Genomic DNA, 22,732 nt, shown 5'->3' with positions numbered 1-22,732 from the left:
GGGAACATCCTTTACCTTCGCTTCCTCTGCCAAAGACCAGATTATCTCAGAGGCTGCCCGTGGGGTGATGCAGGGCGCAAGTCAGCTGCTTCAAAAGAAGCTGCGCACCATCAAGGTAACGCTCAAAGGTGGCTACCGCCTTTTCTTGGTTCAGTCCAAATAAAACAATCGAAAATGATAAGTAAAAAATAACATCAAATAAAAAAGGAACAATGAAGAAAATTATTTTATCAATGGCTATGCTTGCCATGGTGGGAGCAACAGCCACAGCACAGGAAAACAATGATGATCTGACACCGAGCCGTCCGCTTACTTCGGGAGAACTTTTTCAAGGTATGAGCCGTGCCATACCTACGGGGCGTGTCGTACTGCCGTATGGTTTAGACGTTACCTTTGACAAGACCGTGCATCTTATCTTCCCTTCTACTATCCGCTATGTAGACTTAGGTTCACAGAACATCATCGCAGGGAAAGCGGAGGATGCTGAGAACGTATTACGTGTAAAGGCGTCGGTGAAGGACTTTGAAACGGAAACCAATATGAGTGTTATCTGCGACGACGGCTCTTTCTATACTTTCAACGTCAAGTATGCTGATGAACCGGAGAAGCTTAGCATAGAGATGAAGGACTTCTTATCACCAACGGACGGACGCCTGCCAAGCAATCGCTCTGACATTTACTTTAAGGAACTTGGCAACGAGTCGCCCGTATTAGTAAAGCTGATGATGCAGACTATCTATCAGAATGACAGACGCTGCATCAAGCACATTGGTGCACAGCAGTTTGGCATGAAGTTCCTGCTTCGTGGCTTGTATGCCCATAATGGCTTGCTGTATTTCCACATTCGTATGGAAAACGGCACGAATATGCCATACTCGGTGGATTTTATCACCTTTAAGGTGGTTGATAAGAAGATGGCAAAGCGCACCGCTATACAGGAACAGGTGCTTCAGCCACTTCGTGCCTATCATCAGGTAATGCAGGTGCGTGGCATGGGCAGTGAACACACTGTGTTTGCGCTCGAGCAGTTTTCTCTGGCGGAAGACAAGCAGCTTGAAGTGACGCTCTATGAGAGAAATGGCGGTCGTACGCTGACCTTCTATGTAACGGCAGAGGACCTGCAACTGGCAAAGAAGATTGATAACCTCAAACTGAAATGGTAGACATTATGAAGAAGAAAATCATTTTATCGGTTTGTGCAGCGGTGGCAATGGCTTTTAGCTTGCCATCGCAGGCACAGCGACTGATACCCAAGCAAAGGGGCGTAGAGGTCGTAGGAAGTGTTCCACTTATTAAGGGTGAAAAGTTCCTTGCTGCTGACAATTTCGGCATGGGAGCATCACTCGCCCGATATCTGGGGCGTGAGAACTATACTTTTGTTATGGCAGAGTATGAACAGCAGAATATGTCGTACCGAGATTATAACGTAAAACTCAAGGATGCTCTCTTGCAGGTGGGCTATATGCACCCTGTTCTCTCCGACAGAGGTAAGAACGTGTTTCTCTATGGTGGTATATCCGCCTTGGGTGGCTATGAGCAGCTGAACAAGGACAAGAAGCTGCTGCCCGATGGGGCGACACTGCTCGACCGCTCCCACTTTGTCTATGGTGGTGCCGTGCATGGCTCGGTGGACGTATTTCTAACGGACAGGGTTCTCTTTCTTGTAAAGGCGCAGGGACGTTTCCTCTTTGGAACAGACGTGCATTGTTTCCGTCCGGCAGTTTCAGCAGGACTAAGGTTTAACTTTTAAGTAGAAGAAAAAATGAAAAAGATATTGAATACTATTTGGGTAATGGGTGTGCTGACCCTTGCCGTGTTTTGCCTATCTGCTTGTGATAGGGATTTGGATGTTCAGCAGTCTTATCCGTTTTCGGTGGAGACAATGCCGGTTCAGAAGGACATCATAAGGGGGCAGACGGCTGAGATACGCTGTACGCTGAAGCGAGGCGGTGAGTTTGCCGATACTCGCTATACGATACGTTATTTTCAGTCTGACGGCAAAGGATTGCTAAGAAATGATAACGGTACGGTTTTCAAGCCTAACGACCGCTATCCGCTGACTAAGGATGTGTTCCGCTTATATTACACTTCTCTGTCATCTGACCGCCAGACGATTGATGTATATGTGGAGGATAGTTTCGGTAAGGTGCAGCAGCTGACCTTTAGTTTCAACAACGAGCGAGAAGAGGGCAAGGACAAGCCTACATCTTCTCGTCGCTAAGACCATAATTGATGCGAACGATAAATTCTTTCATTTTGCTTTGTGTATTCTGCCTGTTCTGTCAGCCGACCCTTGCCCAGCGCAGGGTGCGGCTGGCAGACTTGCCACCTTTTGAGCGTGCAGTTGTCGTAGTGAAATACTTTGAGGGTATGCACGGCTGGAAGAATTATCCGTATGTTGGATATGGGCATCAGCTGCAACCAGGAGAGCGTTTCACAGCGGATATGACGGAACGGCAGGCAGACTCCCTGCTCCGTGCCGACCTTTGGAAATGCTTTGAACACTTCAAAGGGTATGGTAAGGATGCCCTGCTGCTGACCTTGCTTGCCTACAATGTGGGTGTAGGGCGATTGCTTGGATATGGTAAGCACCCAAAGAGTAAGCTACTGCGAAAGATAGAGGCTGGAGATAGAAACTTCTATTGGGAGTATGTTTCGTTTTGCCGATATAAGGGTAAAGTTTTGAATGGGTTAGTCAAACGCCGAAAGGTTGAGTTTGCGTTGTTCTTTATCATCTGACTATATTAAACCAAGAATTATTCCTATGATGTTGTTTCTATTTTGCTGAAAAATTGTAACTTTGTATTACGATTAAATAGGATAAGCAATGAATAAAGAAACAAAAAAGGTACTTTTCGTCTTATTGAATGAGTACACAGATTGGGAAGGTGCTTTTCTCTCTACAGCCCTTCATGTTGGCGTAATACCAGGTAGTGAAATCAAGTACAGAGTGCATACAGTTGCTCCGACATTAGATGCAGTCTGTTCCATTGGTGGATTCAAAACGTTACCTGATTATTCTTTTGAGAATATGCCCAAAGACTATGCAGCCTTAGTCCTTATCGGTGGCAATCGATGGGATTCACCTGAAGCAGAACTTGTTGCGCCATTGGTACAAGAAGCATTGGATAAGGGTAAAATAGTAGGAGCGATATGCAACGGAGCATCGTTTCTGTGTGCTCATGGCTTCTTGAACAACGTAAAACATACGGGTAATGGTCTCGACCAACTTAAACAATGGGGTGGTGAAAGATACACGAACGAAACAGGATATGTGAACGCACAGGCTGTAAGTGATAAAAACATCGTTACAGCAAATATTACTGGTCACTTGGAGTTCACTCGTGAAATGCTCTTACTTCTGAAAGCCAATACCTCGGAAAAGATTGCAGCTTGGTATGACTTTTATAAGAATGGATTTGTAAAATAGTAGTCATACTACTAAATAAAATTGATGCGTGGAGTACATCGTCTCCACGCATCAATTTTATAGTTAGCAATCACACATACATCTTATTTTATGGATGCGGTTCTGGCTGAGGTCCTGGATTGGGATGTTCCTCACCAGACTTCTTGTCAGGTGCTGAAACACGTTCGTAGCTCACGCCAGTAAGTGTAAAATACTTCTTTGAAGGGGTGAGATGTACCACAGGTTTCGTAATATGAACCTTTGGGTTGAACTCCGTTTTTCCCTTCTCAACCAATTTACTCTGGAAAGAAGGTGTAAGTGTCCCGATGTCTCCGAAGTCTACAATGTCTCCGTTCTCAACGTGCTTCTTTGCTATCTCAGCTGCAAGTCTGAGAACAGCCTCGACTTCTGCACCTGTGAACGTTGTAGCGTGTGCCACTTCATCACAGAAACTACGATGATCAACTCTCTTTCGTCCTGTAGGATGAGCCTGCACAACGATTTTCCCTTTCAAATTTCCAACTGTTCCTTTACGCTCCTTTAGCGTATAAGCAATGGGTCTGTTCGCCATAGTCATTAGTGTTGCCCCCGATTGTTAAGCCTTTGGAGGCTGGGGCTTTATCCTCCTCAACTTGTTAATAGATTTATATCAAAAAGGTAAGAAATTTCTTGATTATCTCCAAGAAAAGCACATATTTCTTTTGACACTTATCAACCCTTTTTCGCAAAATGGTTCACCTATTTTAGTAAGACCATCTACCTATTACCAGAAAAGGGTCTACCTTTTCTATTAAAAAGGTCTACCTTTTTCGCCCAAAAGGTAGACCCTTTTTGAAAAAACCGTCAAATCTTTCTGGAAGAAGCATTATGCCTAATTAAAATTTCTATTTAAAATTGTATTTATGAAAGGAAAGCATTTTCTTTTTGGGTAATATTAATTAAAAGAATGGCAGTACAACGAATTTAATACTTGCTTTATTAGTTGCTCTATTCAGTAATATACTACGCCAGTTCGGGATAAGGATTTGCTTAGAAAAGTTCCAATTGCCTAGTCTTTTCAATGCGCACGGGCAGTGCCTCTGGCTTATTCTCGAAGAAACAGTATGCAGCCAATGCCGCACAGAGATTCATGAGGAAGTTATGTACGGAGCGATGGCGTGAATGTACAAGGTTGGCCTTGTTCTTGAGCAGTTCGTTGATGCATTCTATTATATATCGCTTGCGCAGCATCTCGTCCAACAAGGGCATAAGCTTGTTTTTGATGTTTGATTTGAGCCCATGAACGAGGTGGATGCCTTGGTTGAAGAGGTTCTCAAAGAATTCTTGCTTGATGTAGCCCTTATCGGCAAATACTTTGCTGTAGAGCACCTTGGTGAAGACCTGCCACACCTTAGGATCCCTGTCGTCCACGTTTGCTGGAGTTAGGCAGAACGTGAGTACATCGCCCATCTCGTTGCACAGCAGATGAAGCTTGAAACCATGACACCACCCCATTGTTCCCTTTCCGTTCTTAGCAAGTCCATCAAACACCTTGTTGAAATTCCTTCTCATGTTGTGGCATACGGGAATCATCGTGCTGTCCACGAAACTAATGCCCGTGCACTTTCCAAAACCTTGGATGCGCATGAAGGCCATCAGGTCGAAGAACACGCGAGGCATGAGTTCCACGAAACGCGTGTAGGACACGGCCTTAGGGAAGTAGCTTGCCAGATGCTCCTTGATGAAGAAGAGGTAATAGTGCTTGAAGTTGCGGAAAGAGCCAAAATGGTAGCACAACAGAATGGTCATTATTTCGCTCTTAGGCATTTGCCCTTTGCGGTTTCGCATGCGCTTATATCCCTCGTCTATGGGGGCAATGTGTAGTTTTTTAGTTAACTCGGCATCTAAATTCTTGCAGAACTCATCCAATATACAAAAAAAATCTGTAACTTTGTCTGTGGTAATCATCGTTATATATGTTTTGTAAGTTATTGACTTCCAACTATAAAGCTGCAAAATAATAGCGAGATTACCAACTTTTTAGGGCACTTTTTTATCCCGAACTGGCGTAATATACTAATAAAAGAGTTCTATAAGACTGCTGTAACGATGTAGATAATATATACAGATCAAACATATAAAACAAAACTATGAAACTATACATTATTGGCAATGGCTTTGATATAGGTCATGGAATTCCATGCAAATATTCAGATTTCTACACATATCTTGAACGTAACAGAGAAGATGTTTTAGAAGAAATGGAGCAATATTACTATGTTGATAGCGACTCGGAATTATGGTCAGATTTTGAACGAGGATTAGAAGAAGGTATCTGTTATGATTCTCTTGCAGATATAATATATGAAAACACCCCTAATTTCGCTTCAGATGAATTCCGGGATGCTGATTGGTATGATGCGCAAATATACATAGAGGAGGAATGCGATAAACTATTAAACTACATTCGCTCTGGATTTGAGGAATGGATAAATTCATTGGAACTTGATACCATAACGAAGAAATACGAGATAGACAAAACCGCCCGTTTTTTCACTTTCAACTATACTGAAGTGTTGGAGAAAATATATGAGATTCCTACTGAGAATGTTTTTCACATACATAAAAAAGTGGGAGAAGAATTAATATTTGGGCACGGTAATGATGTAGAAAAATTTAATGTAAAAAAAGCCTTGTATGGAGATGAGAACGCCCATTTGATTATAAACGAAGAAATGGGAGATGTCGTAACAACGGAGGACGGACATGAGCAATTTGCTGAAAGTGCCATCTGCGCTTTCTATGACAAGATGCGAAAGCATACAGACGAAATAATAAAAGAATATTCAAATCAATTCCACAATCTTTCCGACATAGATGAGGTTATCGTAATAGGACACTCATATAATGAAATAGATTTTCCATATTTCAAGAAAATATCGGAATCTATCAATAATAGAGCAACTTGGACTTTATACTATTATTCAGAAAATGATAAGGAAAGTGCAGAAAAATTAATGGCGGAGATACATATTGGGAGTAATTTGCTACGTTATAACTCCTGTTTAGAGAATACTGTAATAAATTTAAATCAATAAAATATGAAAAAAATCTACACTTTAATTATTTTTTTGTTAATCTCTTTGATTAGTTATGGACAAAGTAAGGTTAATTTTGTGATAACACCTAATTGTACATACACTTCTAAAGATACTGATAAGTCATTTTATGTATTTGACTATAAAGGTCATTCCAAACAAGAGCTATTTAATAAGGCTGCATCAGTTTTCACAAAAATATTTGCAAAAAAAGATGACCAGATAAATAAAACAGACAATAGTATATTGTCTGTTAATACTAATTATATTTTACATCGCTCAGCGTATTTAAATTGGTCCAAGGAATATATCTATTTTGATGAATATATAAAATATAATATTGAATTTGAGTTTAAGGATGGTAAAATTAAAGTAAATGCACCAACTTTAATTCAAATAAGAGATAACGATGGTATAGAACATCCATTGGGAGATTTTATATTAAGCGGAAATAATAAGGCTGTACTTGCAAATGATGCAATTGAACAATTCTCTTTTGTCAATGAAGTCATAAATAAGATTCTAACTAATATAGATACTACACTGGTAGATTGGTAATTCCTAATCTATCTATTATAGGTAGGCTCTTAGGCTTGTTCTGTCGGGTGCGTAAAACTCTGTCCATTGTCCGTACTGATTGACAAGATATTTCTTCAGTACGTCAAAGAAGTCAAAGCGATAGCCTTGCAGTGGAACGGCTGAGCGAAAATAGGTGTTTGAGTTCACCGCTTCACATAGCCAATTCTTTTCCTCACGGCTCATACACTCGCCACGATTGAGCTTCACACGTAGGAGATATACTTTGCTATTACAAAGGCTCTCCAAAGGGGGAACGTCCCATTGTACAAACTTAATTGCCAACACTTGCTCACTCTTTTCAGCCGTAGGGTTAATGCGGTAATGAGAGGAGGAGCTATATCCTTTTCTGTTCATCGAAGATGTTGTATTTACTTTTTGCTTATCCATAGCGACATTTTTTTTATGCGTCCAAAGATCGGAGTATGCTGATTTTTCGGGCAAAGCCCTCAACAACTCGTCCTTTTTGTAGCAAAATAGAGGTAGCGGGGCGGGCTTACACAAGGTTTTGGCGGAAAATACAACCCGTAGGTGTGGAGATTTTCCAGACAAACCAAGTGGCACAGACCTTTTGAAAGCCACAAGCCCCGTACTACCTTTGCGGATAAAAAGGGAACAGCATCCGTCTTCTTCATTTCGCATATTGTGGAGCATTGGAAAAGAAGCAAAAGTGCAACGCTCGTAGTGGAAAATAGAAAAGGTGGCTATCTCGAAATGTGAGATAACCACCTAATGAACGATAAATGAAAGGTATTACAGAACCGTGCTTCTCAAAGCACGCAAAGCAGGATGGCACAGAGAATAGCCAACCAAAATAGAATACTCAGCAGCGTAAATGTTACTTTTAGAATTACCCTGACTATAAAGCGTAGTATCAGAAAACCTGCAATGACAGAGACGGCAGTTACGACTTGCGGCGTTACTATCTTCGAGGTAAGCCAAATGGCACCGATAACGATAGAAAGCAGGATAGTGAGTTCGATGAAGCGTGTCCAACCGAAGCGGCGGACTTGCTTGGGAGAAGTCGGTTGCTGCTTGTTCTTATCGGTTTTGTTCGATGCGTCTGCCTTGATGAAGGCAGGTGTGTGAACGTCTTGATTCATGATGATTGTATTCATATCGGAGCTTTTAATAGTTCAAGAGCAATAACAAGATATTCTGCCTCACACGAGTTGTTGAGAGCTATGCTCGAAAAAAGCCAAGTGTTTGCCCAAACTCTTGGTGTGTGGGGAAGAATAGTTATCTTGGCTCTTGACACTACAAAAGCTCCGTGTGGTGTTGCATCAAGTCATGTTCTCACCGCCTATCGTTGGCAGACCATTGACCTCAATGATCAGAACGATTGTCCCTGTCAGTTCAGTGTAGAGTTTCTCATACTCTGGAGTTGCGCCAAAGTCGTCTGTCAGTTCGTACTTATTGAAAACGCTTTGCACAGCCTTATTCTTCAGAAGCATTGGTGTTAATCTTTCTGGAAGAGGAGAAGGGAGTTCTTTCTCGAACTCATTCTCTAAGACAGACACAAGCGTGTCATACTTGGAAAAATGCAAATTTTGGTATAATACTTCGCTTGCCATTGTTTCTGCCTCTGGGTGAGAAAAACCTTGTGCTATAGCATCGCAGTAAGTTGTCAATGCTTCGTCTGCGCGAGCAGTTATAAACGTATTTTCATTCACTCTCTCTGGAAAATGCTCTCCGAGATACGCTTCCAACTTCAAACGGAAGTAGGAAAGTTCTTTCTTTGTTGTTGTCATAATCTTCTTGGTTTAGGGTTGTACATTATTTTGAGTTGATGCCCATAGCAACATTGAACTTGTCTAACTTGCCAGCCAGCTGTTCCATATCGTGTTCTATCTTCTTGTTGGTTATACGGGCATAAATTTGTGTAGTTTTAATGTTGGTATGTCCCAGCATCTTCGACACGCTTTCCATAGGAACGCCCTTGCTGAGCGACATGGTCGCAAATGTATGCCGGGCAAGATGGAAGGTCAGATTCTTCTTGACACCGCAAAGGTCGGCAATTTCTTTTAAATATGCGTTGGTTTTCTGATTCGTTAGGATGGGAAATAGTTTGCCGTCCCGATAGGTCTTATGACTGTACTTGGCAATGATACTCTTGGGAATGTCAAGCAATAAAACATTTGTCTCCACATTTGTTTTCTGCCTCTTGGTCATAATCCACTGCTTATCAGCAAGTGTTACGATATTGTCTGGTGTGAGATTGGAAACATCAATATATGCCAGACCTGTGAAACATGAAAAGATGAAAACGTCCCTTACTAGTTCTAAGCGGTGGATATACAGTTCTTTGTTGGCAATCTTCATGATTTCCTCGTCCGTAAGGAAGCCACGGTTTACCGGCTCCAAGTGGAAACGATGATTGAGGAATGGGTCGTGAAGAAGATAGCCACGCTTTTGCGCATAGATGGTCACGGTTTTCAGTGCCTTCAATTTCTTGACTGATGTGTTATAGGCACACCCAGCCGCCGTACTCAGATATAACTCAAAATCCTGTACTACGGATGGCGTGAACTCTGCCAGTCCAATATCTTTCTTCCCATACTTATAGATAAGGAATTCTGCGAAATGCCTTCTTAAAACGCTGTATTTCTGCAGGCTGTCCTTGCTGATGGTATGTCCGACACGCTGTCTTACATCTTCGTTGAACTTGTCGAATATAGGGAGAAAGGTCGTGTACTCCCTGTCTTTCCCGACAAAGAATGAGCGGATTTTATCCAATGACAAGGATTCATCATCCTCGAATTTGTGGTAAATGTTATTCAGCATTGTGGAAATGGAGTCCAATGCGGCATTAGCGGATAAGGCTTCTGCCGTCCGACCTTTGAGCCTGCTGGTAGTGTTATTCCACAGCGACTTGTCCACGAATATTTTCGTAGATCCGAAAATTAGCCATCTCTCCGTTAAGGAATACACGGAGCATTACAGGCGACTTTCCTTCTTTGTTCTCATAGTTTGAACGTAGGTAGAAGGACACCTTGAAATTTGTTCTCATAATGCATCATTCTTTTGTGTAGCACTCGGCTGCAAAGTTAATACTTAATACATTGAAAAAGAAAGAGTTGATGCCGTCAATATGGTATTCAAAATCCCGTCACTGCTACATTTTTTGCTACTGCAATTTTTGTGTAGCAGTAAGTGTAGCAGAAATTGACCGAAAGATGACTGTCAAAATATAGGGTTATGCCGTCAGGCAATGGAGGTATATACAAAGAAAAATCGTTGTAAAACCTTGATTTTACAACGATTAGCTAATTTTGAAGGCTAAATTGACAACCCTTGTGAAGACCTTTTAAAGCCTATTAGCGGAGAGAGGGGGATTCGAACCCCCGATACGCTTTAGGCGTATACAAGCTTTCCAGGCGTGCCTCTTCAACCACTCGAGCACCTCTCCTTTACTATTTCGGCTGCAAAAGTAACATATTTTATTGATGTGTGCAACACATTGACGAAAAAACTGTGGAACAGAAGCTTGGCACATCACATATATTGGCATAAAAAGGAGAAGAGGAAAATATGACGGCGACCGCTTAGTAAGTATAATCGAAAAGATTCGGGAAATATGTCGTTTTGTTATTTCACACAAGCAATGAATTATAATTAAACAGCTCATAGCGTATAGAACATTTCAAAAAGCAACCATCAAGCCATTAACAGGCGTTAATATGACATTTCTGTTTGTTAAATTGGGATAAAGAAATGCATAGAAATTGTTGTTTTACAATATTTGCCCCTATATTTGCATGCGGAAAGCTAAGACAAGACAAAAATAGTAATTCAAAAAAAAGAAAGACAATGAAAAAGTATTCAAAGTACATCATTGGCGGATTATGTGTGCTTTCTGTTGCATTCTCTGCCAGCTCGTTTATAAAGGTTAATGCAGCAGCTGCATCGGCAGCCGTGCCTGCTCAACCAGTAGACCTTACTTTTGCCGCTGAAAAAGCACTGCCCGCTGTTGTGCATATTCGGTTCGTTCAAAACTCTAAGGTGCAAACCGTTGAAGTTCAAAGCGACCCATTTAGCGATTTCTTCAGCGACCCGTTCGGTTTCTTTGGCAATCCTGGACAAGGCAACGGTGGAAAACAAAAGCGACAAGTACAAACACCCAAGCGTGAAGCAACAGGCTCAGGCGTCATCATATCGGCAGACGGATATATCGTTACCAATAACCACGTGGTAGAAGGTGCCGACCAACTAACCGTTACGCTGAACGACAACCGTGAGTTTTCGGCTCGCATCATCGGTACAGACAAAAACACCGACTTGGCTCTTATTAAGGTAGACGGTAAAAACCTGCCTACCCTACCTATTGGCGATTCTGACAAACTGAAAGTTGGCGAATGGGTGTTGGCTGTTGGCAACCCCTTCAACCTTAACTCCACCGTTACGGCAGGTATCGTTAGCGCCAAGGCTCGTTCGTTGGGCGGCAACCCAATCGAGTCGTTTATCCAAACCGACGCTGCCATTAACCAAGGCAATTCGGGTGGTGCGCTGGTCAATACGCAAGGCGAATTGGTGGGCATCAACGCCATGCTCTATTCGCAAACGGGTTCGTACAGCGGATACGGGTTCGCCATTCCCACCACCATTATGAATAAAGTGGTGGCCGACATCAAGCAATATGGAAGTGTGCAACGTGCTTTTATGGGTATTAAGGGTGGCGACGTGCGCGTCTATCTGGATGTTGAAAAGGAGAAAGGAAAGGAACACGACCTTGGAACAAACGAGGGTATCTATGTTGAAAGCGTAGAAGACGGTGGCGCCGGAGCTGCAATCGGCATGAAGAGTGGTGACGTTATTGTGGCCGTTGACGGTAAGAAACTCACCAAGATGGCCGAATTGCAAGAAGTGCTTGCAAGCAAACGACCTGGTGACAAGATTTCTATCACTTACCTGCGCAATAAGAAAAAGACTACTGCTTCTGCTACACTGAAGAACGCACAAGGCAATACGAAGGTGGTTAAGACGGCCGACCTAGACATTCTTGGTGGAAACTTCAAGGAGATTACTGCAGAACAAAAGAGCCAATTGAACATCACCTCGGGTCTGGAAGTTATCAAAGTGAACAACGGTGCTCTAAAAGACGCTGGTGTTGCCAAGGGATTTATCATCCAAAAGGTTAACGACCAAATGGTGAAGTCTACCGACGACTTGCAGAAAATTGTAAAAGAGGCATCAACAAGCAAAGATCCTGTGCTGTATATCCAAGGCATTTACCCCACAGGCAAGAAAGCTTACTTCGCCGTTATGGTTGGCAACTAACGCCCATTTGCGACATTAACCATACGCGTCAAGGTGCAAACAGACCTTTGTAAAAGGCAATAGCACCATTATCCTGCACATAAAACGGAAGCATTGCTTCTAAATATGGAGTGCGCAAAGGGATTTTCCTAAGATTGATGTCGCTAAATTTAAAGACTTAAAGAGCCATATTTCTCTCATTGTTTCGAGAGATGTATGGCTCTTTTTATAAGAGGAGTATTGGCCGACGAACTAACCTGCTAACGAGTAAAGAAGCTGACAAGCTGGTCAATTAACGTCATTCTAGAATTGGCAAACCAACCAACTGACAAGCTAGCAAGTTGAATTCGTACAGAATTAACTGCAAGAAGCCAACACACCCACAAAGAAATAACGTTGAAAGCGAAGCTGCCATATCTGGCAAGCCTCGCTTTCTTCCAAAATAAAAATTCAATAGGTTATGTTTGAGTATGGTGTTCTAAATAGCTTCCGCCTCATCGCATTAGCCCCAAATTTCCCAAGAATCGTCCATCAGGTCTTCGTCTTCTTCGTCAAAAACACCACCCTTTGCATCTCCATCATTAGATTGATGTCCCGAATTTTGCAACATCAGCATCGATTCATACATTGTCGTTGCAATTTCAGACATCGGCTTAACATAATTCGTCTTCATAGCTTATCCCTTTCTTTATTGTACTGATACCTTTACACCATTAATTACATACACTCCTGAAGCCACAGCAACTCGCTTCGTTTCATTAGCTTTCAAGTTCAACTTCGCCACACTCATGCCGTTAACACCAAATATTTCTACCCGCTGAGCTCGCTTTGCACAGATAATTAACATGCCATTTGCGGTCGTTACAGCAAGATCGGCATGTGCTTTAACACTGTTAATGCCGGTGGTTTCACCATTCTCGCCAAACACGACATTGAAAGTAGCCATCTTTGCGCCTGAACTGCTAACAAACGAATAGTAAGAACGGAACGGTCTAATGTTCACCTGTTTCGGGTCGGAAGGCAAATTCAAAGACGAATAATACTTATTATTAGCGAAATAGAACACTTGTTGCACTTGCGCGCCACAGTAAGTACCACGATTTTCAAACACATAGTTTGTTCCGTTGCCAGTTCCCTTTGCCTTTTCGCCTGCTAGATAGACCTTATTCTTATGTTCAGTGGTGGGCAAAATGTCTGCTCCATATTGCAAAGCAACAAACGACTGACCGTCTTTCGGCACATACTCGTCGCTAACCAATACCATATAAGGCTTATTGGCTTCGGTGGTTGGCCCCGTAACTTTAACGAAATGGGCCTCGCCATCAAACTTCATATAGTCGTAGCCCTCTTTTTGTTCAGGACTAACAGATAGACAATTATCGGGCTGCATAGTGTAAACCTCGAACGAACAATCATCACCTCGGTTAACATGTTTACCATCCGTCAAGGCCAAAGTAAACGGCAACATCAACGTAGCCTTCTTTGCCTGACCGTTTTTACCCGATAATTCGCGTACGTATCGTGCATAATTAGCCGCATCTACACGTATCTTATAGGGCGAATAGAATGGCTGCTTGTCGGTAAGAATAATGTTACGCGATGCCTTATAGGTTCCACCTTCTTCGGCATAAGCAAAGTTATCGTCGGCGTGGGTTGTGTTCTTGGGCAAGAAAATCAGTGCATTCTTCGCCAACGCGTTCTTCAATGCATCCCAAGAGTCGGCGTTTGTTGAATACGTTCCCTGCATCTTACGACCCATATCCACATAAAGCAACCTATCCATAGCAACAGGCACGTTGCTTCCTCCAGCAGCAATGGCAACCTCCAACTGCTGTTTCACCGCTTCAATAGAGCTGTATCCCAAGTTGCCGTCGGCATCTTGCGATGTGATTGTAGCACCATAAAACGCGCCATTCTCTTCATTGCCATAGAACGAATTGTCGTACACGCGCTCGAATGTTACGCTCGGCGTGTAGGTTCGTGCCACCAAGTGAATCTCCATATCGTAGTAAGCGTAATAGCGATGTTGGGTTGCTGTGGTGGGCGCGATATTATAGCGCGTCTCGTCTGTTGTGAATACAAAGGCGTTTGTCTTATAATCCTTGTTCTCTTCTGTTGGCGTCATCGTCACATTGGCAAACGTTCCACCCGCAGCAGAATATGCCTCTAAGGTAAACGGATATTCCTTGAGAGACGTTGCAATGGCCATCTTGCTCACCTCATCGGCATTGTTAAACTTAAATGCCTTTGTTCCTGCCGTCGCCACATACACTTTCTTCGTATAATCGTAATCTGCTGCATAGTCGGGATGACTGTAAATATTGTTGTTCGAGTTGCCAAACAGGTTATAATATTCGGATTTCACAAAGCTGTAACGTGCATTTCCGTGCGTCGTTCCATCGTGATAAGTGTTGTCGGCATACTTACTTTTCAGATTTTCGAAGGTGAAATTGCAAGCCGTATTCAGCCAATCACGAGGGATGTAGAAGTAAAACACACCACCGCCCACACTGAAATCGCTCGAGACAAATTCGCGAGAAATCCTCACGTCACCATGATTACACATCAGCTCCATGTGATTAATGTATGGGTCTAGTGCCTCTAACGTCAGCTCGAGGTTCACTAAACCAGCCCCACCCACAACCTCCAACTTAACGGCATCATTATTCAAGCCAGTCAAATTGAAGCTGCCAGCTTCTGTTACATTAATTTCTGTGGCGTTTTTACCTGTCTTATCATAAACTTTTAGCGTGTAAGGCCTTACGGGCATTGCTGTGTTTGGCGCGTAGTTTACCTTTGCAGCAGTGATACGATAATGCAAGGGCACCTCGTTTTGTTGTTGGTCCACCGTCCCTATAGGCGTTTCGGCAAAGTAAGTTTGCCCCGGTTGAATTTCGAAATAATAGTTCTGCCCGCTCTTTACACTTTTGATGCTGCGGTTTCCCATAGCGCTGCCTGCACTCCGATTATCCAACGGCAAGTTCTGGTCTACGCTCGCCTTCTCATAAAACAAAGCCTGAGCCAACAAATCTTTCACTTCCCTATACACATAGCTTTGACGGGTTACGCCTGTGTATGTGTTTTGGCTAATCCTTCCAAGGTCTACCTTTCCCGTCGCAAAGGCACATTGAACTACACTCGTTCCCGTTTGGTCTTCTTTTTGTGGAGCAACAGAAATTTTAAAAGGCGCTTCGGGGGTGAAAGTAAGCTCTACATACTTCAAGGTTACGCCCACATAGTGTCCCCGAATATGCGTAGTGGGATGGTTGGCAATCTTAAAGTATAGGATATTACCCATGTCGCCAGGGGTCATGCTAGTGCGTTCAACCGTATATTCTGTATTACTTACGTTCTTTTGCAAGTCGCAATAAAACCCCGCTTTGAAGTCGAATGCAGAAGTAGTCTCCCCGAAATAAAAGTTATGGGTATGCTGAATATTAAGCGCTTTACTTCCATGTCCAAACGTACTTACATTGTTTTGCACAATAATCTTATAGCCCGTAAACCTATAACCTTTGGGTAAGGCAAGCGTCATGTAGCCATCTCTAATTGTGCCACCAAACAACTGAATACCTTTATCTACGCCCGCGTTATACAAGTTGTTGGCATGCACCGCCAACTGACCATTAGGCGAGAGGTCGGTTAGGTCTGAAACGGTCATCGTGAGCGGTAGTTGGAAATGCTTCCAAGTGGCAAATCCGCCTGCGCCGAAGCCTGTTTCGGTAGACCCACCTTCATAAGATGTTTGCGAACAAATCATGCTTCCTGTCTTTTCACTTACCGTTACGTTCTGTGCCTTTCCTGATATACAATTGATAAAGACACCCAGCAAGAGCGCAGCAATAAATTTGCCACCCCCTTTTACGTGTAAAAACATTTTTCTCATAACACTCGTTTTTATTACATTAATGTTGATAAATATAATACTTTTAGCGTTTTAAACGCTGTGGTAACAAAGCTTTCAATAGATATTTTTAAGCTACTTGCACATCATTAGGTTTGCATCGGTCATCTTGAAAAAGTTATCGCTGAACACGTAGCCTTTGCAATGGTGGGGCGCAGACCTTTATCAATACTACATAAACCACACCTATTCAATCACAAAAATAGACCTAATCACTGGTTTACTAAAACTATCGGCAGCACAAAATTGCGCAAAAGCACCTAAAACACAACGCAAAACAACGCAAAAGCACGAATAAAAACACTAAACTTTAGTGAAAACGCAGTTGAAACAGCAAAGTTTAAACACTAAACGCCATCCCTTTTAAATAAATTTTTATATCTTTGCGATAGATATAGCGATGTTTCAAACCTCGAGATTGTGTACTACCTAAACTACAAAGCCACAATCAAAGAGACTTATATATATGGTGCGCCAGTAATAGAAGCAAGTAAAATGCGCACAGAACAATGTTCCACTACGGGATAACTCTTCAAGCATAAACAAACAAACAACAAACGACTGCCGAATTAGAAATATTAACCACAAGATGAAAACAAATGTTTTAACCGCTCGATGCGAACGGTTTATCAGTTCGCATAGTGCCGACAGGGAAGAACGGATACGCTTTATCGTGTTTTTCACAGGCGCTTTACAACTCACCATCTTCACGTTGCTAAACATTGTAGGTGCAATCGGCATCAGACATCACTTCTTACAAGCTGTGGCTTTTGCCCTTCTAGCCCTTTGTATATCGATGGTTGTGCTCTATCTTCGGCGTACACTCACGCTCATCCAAGCCTTTTCTGTCTTCGCCATCTGTGCCCAACTGCTCGAAATGGCACGCATCGGCTTTCTTGCCCTCGCTAAACCGCAGGGCTACGAAGCCATGATTATATATTACCAAATAGGCTCTTACACCATTCTGCTCTACCTCACGCTGGGCTTCGTGCCCAAAACGCCCTTCATCTCAACGGCATTAAGCATTGCCACGCTAGCCTTTACCACATTTTATTACCACGCAGCCATAGACATTCAAATAACCATTCTCTTCACATTGCTCAGTCTTTTTACCTGCGCTTTGGCACATATCAGCCAACGGGGCATGCAGGGCATACAACAAGAGAACAAAAATTATCAAGCCACCCATAACTCGATACTCAAGGCTTTCAATATGCGTCAAAGCGAATTGATAGCCTATCTGCAACTATGTCGCACCAAAGAACCCGGCAGCAAGAACATAGACTTACTTTTAAACCAACTCGACGAGCAATCGAAACATAACCTTATACACGCCGCCATGGCCTTAAAGAAAAAGCGCGAGGCCCAACAGCTTGTCCTAAGCAAAAGCTTTCCAAGCCTCTCGCATACCGAACTTGAAGTGGGGCGCTTAGTGGTTGAGGGCAAAACGTTAAGCGAAATTGCAGTAATCATGGGTAAGTCTACCACCAACATCAGCACAGTGCGCGGGAACATTAGAAAGAAATTGAACCTGCTACCTAACGAAAACCTTGAAGAAAAACTAAAAGAATTGGCCATGCCTATGGCAAAGATGGCCGCAATTAGCTTTTAGGAAAGGGAATAAGCGTTAGGAAAATAAGCAGAGATATACCTACAAACGGGATATCACATCACGGCTTAACCATTGCTATTTACTAACTTGCAAATCGCGTTCAATCAGATCTTGCCAAGTAGCTTTTCAAAAATGAGATGTTTCCATACGTGTGGTACTTCTGTTCCAACTAAGTTGGAATGCTGTTCCACATTAAATGGAATACTGTTCCACATGACATGGAACAAGATTCCATCTTAGCTGGAACAAGACGAGAGTTCTGAAAGCTATGTTATTGAGCTTTCTAAATGGATTGCAAACACTTGCCTATCGTTCTCTTTGGATAAACACCAAACAGTGAAATAGTACACAAACCATTCACGACACACGCTGCTGTAAGAGTGTCAAAAGTTCGTCGCGCCTCTCACAACTAAACACATGTATGCGGTTTGAGGTATGTACCACCAACATTTGGTCGCTGTTTTTCACATACGCCCGATACTTACCCAAGGTGCGATTATAGAACAAGCCATAATGACCAAAGAAGAAAGAGATGCCCCAAAGGCGCAAGTCTAAGCCTATTTCGTCTTTGGTTTCCACCTTGGTGATGGTGTTCAGCGGTATGCGAACCTTGCCTATCTGTCGGTGAATAATAAGTGTGGTATCGTTTAACGTTACCTTGCGTATCTGTATACAAAAGGCATAGAGCACCACAAAAACGCAGGCTGCGAATATAAGCAGGTTGGTGAAGAAAGCTCCTGACCCAAAATCGCTACGAACCATTCCGCCCATGCAGGCCATAAAAGCACCATGCATAAGCACCATAATGATAACGGTGGTAGCAAGCACAAACTTTGAGTAGGGCGAACGAAATGTGTATGTATCCATTTTTATATTTTGTATTTGGGGAAGTTGGATGTATAGGATGGTTGGTTTAAATCTCGCTTAGTTCTAGCCAGCGCATACTCTTCTCGTCGAGTTCGTCTTTTAGTATGGGCAATCGCTTGCTTTTCTCCGTTATTTCATCAACCGACAATGCGCCACTAGAAAGCTGCGCCTCTATTTCTGCTTGTTCGGCTTCAAGCGCGGCAATGTCTTTTCCCAGCTGTTCGAACTCGATTTTCTCCTTATAGCTTAGCTTGCGCTTGGTCTCATTGCGATAGGCAGGTTTCTCTTTCTTCTCGGCAGGTGCGGCCTTGACCTCTGTCTGCGACGACAGTTGACTCCATTGGCGATATTGGGTATAGTTGCCAGGGAAGTCTTGCACCTCTCCCCCACCCTTGAACACCAAGAGATGGTCTACCACCTTATCCATAAAGTAACGGTCGTGGCTAACAATGATAACGCAACCAGGAAAATCTTGCAGATATTCTTCAAGCACTTGCAGCGTCTTTATGTCCAAGTCGTTGGTGGGTTCGTCTAGTACAAGGAAGTTGGGATTACGCATCAGCACCGTGCAAAGGTAAAGTTTTCGCTTCTCGCCACCACTCAACTTATATACATAATTGTATTGTTCTTCGGGCGAAAACATAAAATGCTGCAAGAATTGGGACGCCGAAAGATGGCGACCGCCACCCAAATCTACATACTCGGCAATGTCGGTTACGATGTCTATTACCTTCTTTTGCTCGTCAAATTTCAATCCTTCTTGCGAGAAATAGCCAAAGCGAACGGTTTCGCCTATGTCGAAACGCCCGCCGTCGGGCTGTACCTCGCCAAGCAACATTTTGATGAACGTAGATTTACCCGTACCGTTATTGCCCACGATACCCATCTTCTCGAAACGTGCAAAGTTGTAATAAAAGTCGTGAAGGATAACTTTTTCGGGCGACCACGCTTTGGAAACATACTGGCATTCGAATATTTTAGAGCCAATATAAACGTTGCTGCTTTTAAGGCGCACTTGCCTTTCTTCTATGCGCTGTTTGGCCTTGGCCTCCAGTTCGTAAAATGCCTCTTCGCGATACTTAGCCTTATGTCCGCGCGCCTGTGGCTGTCGGCGCATCCAATCTAGTTCGCGCCGATACAGGTTGTTGGCATGTTGCACCTCGGCACGTGCATTATCGAGTCGCGCTTGCCGTTTTTCCAAGTAATAGGCGTAGTTACCTTGATAGGTGTAGATGGTGTTATTGTCTAACTCGATTATCAAATTGCACACACGATCGAGAAAATATCGGTCGTGCGTAACCATAAGCAAGGTTTTGTTACCACGCGAAAGAAATCCTTCCAACCATTCTATCATCTCCAAATCAAGGTGGTTGGTGGGTTCGTCTAATATCAGGAAGTCGGGCTCGGTTATAAGTGTGTTGGCCAACGCCACACGCTTTTGCTGACCTCCGCTTAGTTCGCCCATGGGCTGGTTCAAGTCGGCTATCTTCAGCTGCGTAAGTATCTGCTTGGCTTTAAGCACCTTTTCCTCGTCACCATGATGGTTAAAACAGGCGTCGAGCACTGTTTCCTTGGGGTCGAACGTGGGCGATTGCACCAAGCAAGCCACACGCAAGCCATTGCGATAGATAACCTCGCCGCCGTCTTTACCCTCTTCGCCCATCAATATAGACAAGAGCGTAGATTTCCCCGTTCCATTTTGGGCAATCAGTCCTACTCGCTGCCCCTCGGCAACAGAGAACGAAATGTTTTCAAACAGCACCTTCGCACCAAATCTCTTGGTGAGGTTCTGCACGTCTAACACAGGTTTTGGGTTTGCCATAAGCCTTTATTGAGCCTCTATTTCCTTATTTATTTCGTCGATATAATTAAGCAGTTCTTCACGACCGATGCGCTTTTCGGAGCTGGTGATGAAATAAGGTGGCTGCTCTTCCCACGAGTCTTCCAACTGTTTCATCCACTTCTCGGCATTCTGTTTGGCCTTTACCAAGCCCAGTTTGTCGGCCTTGGTAAATACGATGGTAAAGGGAACGCCACTCTCGCCAAGCCAATCAATGAATTCGCGATCAATCTTTTGCTGTTCGTGCCTGATGTCGATTAACACAAAGAGGTTAACCAACTGTTCGCGTTGAAGGATGTAGCTAGAAATCATTTGTTGCAATTTCTGCTGCACGGTTTTAGACCTCTTGGCAAATCCATAGCCAGGAAGGTCTACCAAATACCACGAATCGTTGATAATAAAATGATTGATAAGTAGTGTTTTGCCAGGCGTGGCCGACGTTTTGGCCAAGCCCTTATGGTTGCAAAGCATGTTTATGAGGCTCGACTTGCCCACATTTGAACGGCCGATAAAGGCATATTCTATCTTGTTGTCTTTGGGGCAAAGCCCAATCGACGGGGCTGAAAGGGTGAAAGCCGACTTCTTAATGTCCATAAGTTCAATGATTTTTTACCTTAATATATAAGGGTGATAAAAGTTTATGGGCACTTATTCTCTGCAAGTAGCAAGAGGCTATGCTCCATATATTCACAAATGGTATTGTGAGCTGCACTTTATCGGCATGCGATACTGGCTTCTACAACCACCATATTTATATGCAAAGTTAGTGAAAACAATTGGTTTTCTTGCTTTCCAACGAGAAAACATCGTGCAAGGAGGTAGCGATCGACCATCGGTTTGCATAACGAGATAGACAAAAGCCATTGCGATGATAGATAAAAATAATACGAAAAACATTGAATACTAAGAATAAAAGACTAACTTTGAGCAAGATAAAAAGGTAGACATGACCATTCAATACATCATCATCACTATTATTATAGCCATTGCCATTAGCTATGTGGCCTATAAGATATACGAAACCGTTAGCCATTCAAACCACCCTTGCGGGGGTTGTAAGGGCTGTTCTATGAATCAGCAGCAAGCCGACAATGAGCCATCGGACAAGAAAAAGCCTACGTGCGACCATAAAATGTAGAAAACATTTGGTTTTCCGAATAATTATCTATACCTTTGCATCGCATTTAACAAAAGGGTACCTTGGCCGATCGGTTAGGTAACGGTCTGCAAAACCGTGTAGGGCAGTTCGACTCTGCCAGGTACCTCTACGAAAACGGGATAGTTCTTTATTGAACTTTCCCGTTTTCTTTATGTACGGCTTTAAAGTATAAGGAAGTTTTGGGGTTAGGAATAGCTAAACTCGGGCATGTCTTAGTTACAAGCAGAATATGGGTTTTCGCATTGGTCAACACACTTCTTATTAAAGTGGTATACATCTAGTGAGAAATGCGTCCTTTGTCTGGGATATACACTTTAAGTGCTTTACCAGAGTGCAAATACCATTTATGCTTATAACTAACAGCTTTATACCTTCTCCCCTTATCTATAATCACTCCTCTTCCAATGCCTATTGTCCTCCTGATACTTATAGACAAACTTTCTCTTAATAAACTATCTGCTTCCAATTCAGCAAGTGAGAAGAATAAAATACCCTCACTTTTATACACTCCCACTTTTAAAAGGTGTCCGTTTCTATACACTTCATATAAGTAAGGCATGAAATGGTGTCCGTTCCATTTTATAATATCACCTGAATAGCGATAGTTGGGTGAGACCTTTTCGTAGCTTACAACATGGAAGTTTTCAACTCTTTTCTCCTTTGGACCTTTTATATTGATAAGGCTCAACAATAACACTAGGCAACAGAACTTCATTTATTCAAGTTTGGGTTTTCTCTCGTACCTTGTGGTTACAACCTTATTTATTCTCTTAACTACTAGTACTCTAAATTTTGGTTATAGTTCTATTCTCCCTTTCTCGTAAAAGAAAATATGCTAATCTCCCTGTAACATACAGTTGTATAATATCTGAACAGCCTAACATATAATTGTTACGGCGTAATTTTATTAAGACCCATACATAAACAAATACATTTAACAGCGGGAAACGAGCCCAAAACGAGATAGCATTTCCATGGTATTTGTCTGTTTCGTTGCTATAAATATCGTTCCCTAAAAATAAAATGAATAAA

At 42.8% G+C, this 22,732-nt stretch carries 21 protein-coding genes, 2 tRNA genes and 1 pseudogene; 12 read left to right on the top strand and 12 right to left on the bottom strand.

The features are described 5' to 3' along the window. The 6 genes from traM to F453_RS0107520 all read left to right on the top strand — a co-directional run. Window positions 1-163: conjugative transposon protein TraM (traM, locus tag F453_RS15215; RefSeq protein ID WP_154650694.1), on the top strand; the 163-nt coding region annotated here is incomplete at its 5' end. A 49-nt stretch (window positions 164-212) separates the two neighbouring features. Next, entirely contained in the window at window positions 213-1,163 is a 951-nt protein-coding gene (gene traN, locus F453_RS0107540) for a conjugative transposon protein TraN (protein ID WP_026292507.1), read from the top strand. Continuing rightward, a complete protein-coding gene (locus F453_RS0107535) occupies window positions 1,157-1,750 on the top strand; it encodes a conjugal transfer protein TraO (RefSeq protein ID WP_018967473.1) in 594 nt (197 codons plus the stop codon). The genes traN and F453_RS0107535 overlap by 7 nt, the downstream gene beginning before the upstream one ends. 12 nt (window positions 1,751-1,762) lie before the next feature. Continuing rightward, window positions 1,763-2,221 carry a DUF3872 domain-containing protein gene (locus tag F453_RS0107530; protein ID WP_018967472.1) on the top strand — a complete coding sequence of 153 codons (459 nt, stop codon included), beginning with the start codon at window positions 1,763-1,765 and terminating at the stop codon, window positions 2,219-2,221. An 11-nt stretch (window positions 2,222-2,232) separates the two neighbouring features. Beyond that, window positions 2,233-2,739 carry a glycoside hydrolase family protein gene (locus F453_RS0107525; RefSeq protein WP_026292506.1) on the top strand — a complete coding sequence of 169 codons (507 nt, stop codon included), beginning with the start codon at window positions 2,233-2,235 and terminating at the stop codon, window positions 2,737-2,739. Between the two features lie 88 nt (window positions 2,740-2,827). Further along, entirely contained in the window at window positions 2,828-3,430 is a 603-nt protein-coding gene (locus tag F453_RS0107520; RefSeq protein ID WP_006045095.1) for a type 1 glutamine amidotransferase family protein, read from the top strand. Between the two features lie 88 nt (window positions 3,431-3,518). Here the strand turns inward: F453_RS0107520 and F453_RS0107515 are convergent, their stop codons facing one another. Then, the gene (locus tag F453_RS0107515; RefSeq protein ID WP_004384181.1) at window positions 3,519-3,980 is read right to left on the bottom strand and encodes an HU family DNA-binding protein; all 462 of its coding nucleotides are present in this window, start codon (window positions 3,978-3,980) and stop codon (window positions 3,519-3,521) included. A gap of 458 nt (window positions 3,981-4,438) precedes the next feature. Further along, window positions 4,439-5,356, bottom strand: coding sequence for an IS982 family transposase (locus F453_RS0107510; RefSeq protein WP_018967470.1), 918 nt, complete (start codon window positions 5,354-5,356; stop codon window positions 4,439-4,441). Window positions 5,357-5,538: 182 nt separating this feature from the next. Here F453_RS0107510 and F453_RS0107505 point away from each other — a divergent pair, with 182 nt between their 5' ends. Both F453_RS0107505 and F453_RS0107500 read left to right on the top strand, forming a co-directional pair. Beyond that, window positions 5,539-6,486 carry a bacteriophage abortive infection AbiH family protein gene (locus tag F453_RS0107505; protein WP_018967469.1) on the top strand — a complete coding sequence of 316 codons (948 nt, stop codon included), beginning with the start codon at window positions 5,539-5,541 and terminating at the stop codon, window positions 6,484-6,486. Window positions 6,487-6,489: 3 nt separating this feature from the next. Further along, window positions 6,490-7,044 carry a DUF4468 domain-containing protein gene (locus F453_RS0107500; protein ID WP_018967468.1) on the top strand — a complete coding sequence of 185 codons (555 nt, stop codon included), beginning with the start codon at window positions 6,490-6,492 and terminating at the stop codon, window positions 7,042-7,044. Between the two features lie 15 nt (window positions 7,045-7,059). Here the strand turns inward: F453_RS0107500 and F453_RS0107495 are convergent, their stop codons facing one another. From F453_RS0107495 to F453_RS0107475, 5 genes and pseudogenes are all read right to left on the bottom strand, one after another. Next, window positions 7,060-7,452, bottom strand: a complete 393-nt coding sequence (locus F453_RS0107495) for a hypothetical protein (RefSeq protein WP_026292505.1) — start codon at window positions 7,450-7,452, stop codon at window positions 7,060-7,062. 380 nt (window positions 7,453-7,832) lie between these two features. Then, complete coding sequence (locus F453_RS0107490; protein ID WP_018967466.1) at window positions 7,833-8,180, bottom strand: hypothetical protein; 348 nt, start codon at window positions 8,178-8,180, stop codon at window positions 7,833-7,835. Between the two features lie 165 nt (window positions 8,181-8,345). Further along, a complete protein-coding gene (locus F453_RS0107485) occupies window positions 8,346-8,813 on the bottom strand; it encodes a DUF1896 domain-containing protein (protein WP_018919998.1) in 468 nt (155 codons plus the stop codon). Between the two features lie 25 nt (window positions 8,814-8,838). After that, window positions 8,839-10,072, bottom strand: a pseudogene (locus F453_RS14575) (site-specific integrase). 311 nt (window positions 10,073-10,383) lie between these two features. After that, window positions 10,384-10,471: transfer RNA gene (locus F453_RS0107475), tRNA-Ser, on the bottom strand. Between the two features lie 401 nt (window positions 10,472-10,872). Here F453_RS0107475 and F453_RS0107470 point away from each other — a divergent pair. Continuing rightward, entirely contained in the window at window positions 10,873-12,339 is a 1,467-nt protein-coding gene (locus F453_RS0107470) for a Do family serine endopeptidase (protein ID WP_018967465.1), read from the top strand. 481 nt (window positions 12,340-12,820) lie between these two features. Here F453_RS0107470 and F453_RS15855 read toward each other — a convergent pair whose 3' ends face one another. Then, window positions 12,821-12,991 carry a hypothetical protein gene (locus F453_RS15855; protein ID WP_169333983.1) on the bottom strand — a complete coding sequence of 57 codons (171 nt, stop codon included), beginning with the start codon at window positions 12,989-12,991 and terminating at the stop codon, window positions 12,821-12,823. Window positions 12,992-13,006: 15 nt separating this feature from the next. After that, the gene (locus tag F453_RS0107460) at window positions 13,007-16,204 is read right to left on the bottom strand and encodes a hypothetical protein (protein WP_018967463.1); all 3,198 of its coding nucleotides are present in this window, start codon (window positions 16,202-16,204) and stop codon (window positions 13,007-13,009) included. Window positions 16,205-16,811: 607 nt separating this feature from the next. Here F453_RS0107460 and F453_RS0107455 point away from each other — a divergent pair. Beyond that, window positions 16,812-17,834, top strand: a complete 1,023-nt coding sequence (locus tag F453_RS0107455; protein WP_018967462.1) for a helix-turn-helix domain-containing protein — start codon at window positions 16,812-16,814, stop codon at window positions 17,832-17,834. A 357-nt stretch (window positions 17,835-18,191) separates the two neighbouring features. Here the strand turns inward: F453_RS0107455 and F453_RS0107450 are convergent, their stop codons facing one another. From F453_RS0107450 to yihA, 3 genes are read right to left on the bottom strand one after another with little or no spacing between them, the layout of a single operon-like run. Continuing rightward, window positions 18,192-18,701: a PH domain-containing protein gene (locus F453_RS0107450; RefSeq protein ID WP_018967461.1), complete on the bottom strand. Its 510-nt coding sequence runs from the start codon at window positions 18,699-18,701 to the stop codon at window positions 18,192-18,194. Window positions 18,702-18,747: 46 nt separating this feature from the next. Beyond that, window positions 18,748-20,523, bottom strand: a complete 1,776-nt coding sequence (locus tag F453_RS0107445) for an ABC-F family ATP-binding cassette domain-containing protein (protein ID WP_018967460.1) — start codon at window positions 20,521-20,523, stop codon at window positions 18,748-18,750. Between the two features lie 6 nt (window positions 20,524-20,529). Then, window positions 20,530-21,135, bottom strand: coding sequence for a ribosome biogenesis GTP-binding protein YihA/YsxC (gene yihA / locus F453_RS0107440; protein WP_009235675.1), 606 nt, complete (start codon window positions 21,133-21,135; stop codon window positions 20,530-20,532). Window positions 21,136-21,487: 352 nt separating this feature from the next. Between yihA and F453_RS0107435 the strand changes: the two genes are divergently transcribed. Both F453_RS0107435 and F453_RS15665 read left to right on the top strand, forming a co-directional pair. Beyond that, on the top strand, window positions 21,488-21,679 hold the full coding sequence (locus F453_RS0107435; RefSeq protein ID WP_009235676.1) for a FeoB-associated Cys-rich membrane protein: 192 nt from the start codon (window positions 21,488-21,490) through the stop codon (window positions 21,677-21,679). A gap of 56 nt (window positions 21,680-21,735) precedes the next feature. Then, a tRNA-Cys gene (locus tag F453_RS15665) sits at window positions 21,736-21,806 on the top strand. Window positions 21,807-22,732 lie beyond the last annotated feature (926 nt).

This window comes from Hoylesella loescheii DSM 19665 = JCM 12249 = ATCC 15930 (assembly GCF_000378085.1).
Lineage (GTDB): Bacteria > Bacteroidota > Bacteroidia > Bacteroidales > Bacteroidaceae > Prevotella > Prevotella loescheii.
The sequence above is the reverse complement of the archived record's forward strand: the minus strand, read 5'-3'. Positions and strand labels throughout refer to the sequence as shown.

Bases quoted from the DNA above. Each gene is read 5' to 3' on its own strand.
- traN (WP_026292507.1), top strand. From the start codon at position 213: ATGAAGAAAATTATTTTATCAATGGCTATGCTTGCCATGGTGGGAGCA.
- F453_RS0107535 (WP_018967473.1), top strand. From the start codon at position 1,157: ATGGTAGACATTATGAAGAAGAAAATCATTTTATCGGTTTGTGCAGCG.
- F453_RS0107530 (WP_018967472.1), top strand. From the start codon at position 1,763: ATGAAAAAGATATTGAATACTATTTGGGTAATGGGTGTGCTGACCCTT.
- F453_RS0107525 (WP_026292506.1), top strand. From the start codon at position 2,233: ATGCGAACGATAAATTCTTTCATTTTGCTTTGTGTATTCTGCCTGTTC.
- F453_RS0107520 (WP_006045095.1), top strand. From the start codon at position 2,828: ATGAATAAAGAAACAAAAAAGGTACTTTTCGTCTTATTGAATGAGTAC.
- F453_RS0107515 (WP_004384181.1), bottom strand. From the start codon at position 3,980: ATGGCGAACAGACCCATTGCTTATACGCTAAAGGAGCGTAAAGGAACA.
- F453_RS0107510 (WP_018967470.1), bottom strand. From the start codon at position 5,356: ATGATTACCACAGACAAAGTTACAGATTTTTTTTGTATATTGGATGAG.
- F453_RS0107505 (WP_018967469.1), top strand. From the start codon at position 5,539: ATGAAACTATACATTATTGGCAATGGCTTTGATATAGGTCATGGAATT.
- F453_RS0107500 (WP_018967468.1), top strand. From the start codon at position 6,490: ATGAAAAAAATCTACACTTTAATTATTTTTTTGTTAATCTCTTTGATT.
- F453_RS0107495 (WP_026292505.1), bottom strand. From the start codon at position 7,452: ATGGATAAGCAAAAAGTAAATACAACATCTTCGATGAACAGAAAAGGA.
- F453_RS0107490 (WP_018967466.1), bottom strand. From the start codon at position 8,180: ATGAATACAATCATCATGAATCAAGACGTTCACACACCTGCCTTCATC.
- F453_RS0107485 (WP_018919998.1), bottom strand. From the start codon at position 8,813: ATGACAACAACAAAGAAAGAACTTTCCTACTTCCGTTTGAAGTTGGAA.
- F453_RS0107470 (WP_018967465.1), top strand. From the start codon at position 10,873: ATGAAAAAGTATTCAAAGTACATCATTGGCGGATTATGTGTGCTTTCT.
- F453_RS15855 (WP_169333983.1), bottom strand. From the start codon at position 12,991: ATGAAGACGAATTATGTTAAGCCGATGTCTGAAATTGCAACGACAATG.
- F453_RS0107460 (WP_018967463.1), bottom strand. From the start codon at position 16,204: ATGAGAAAAATGTTTTTACACGTAAAAGGGGGTGGCAAATTTATTGCT.
- F453_RS0107455 (WP_018967462.1), top strand. From the start codon at position 16,812: ATGAAAACAAATGTTTTAACCGCTCGATGCGAACGGTTTATCAGTTCG.
- F453_RS0107450 (WP_018967461.1), bottom strand. From the start codon at position 18,701: ATGGATACATACACATTTCGTTCGCCCTACTCAAAGTTTGTGCTTGCT.
- F453_RS0107445 (WP_018967460.1), bottom strand. From the start codon at position 20,523: ATGGCAAACCCAAAACCTGTGTTAGACGTGCAGAACCTCACCAAGAGA.
- yihA (WP_009235675.1), bottom strand. From the start codon at position 21,135: ATGGACATTAAGAAGTCGGCTTTCACCCTTTCAGCCCCGTCGATTGGG.
- F453_RS0107435 (WP_009235676.1), top strand. From the start codon at position 21,488: ATGACCATTCAATACATCATCATCACTATTATTATAGCCATTGCCATT.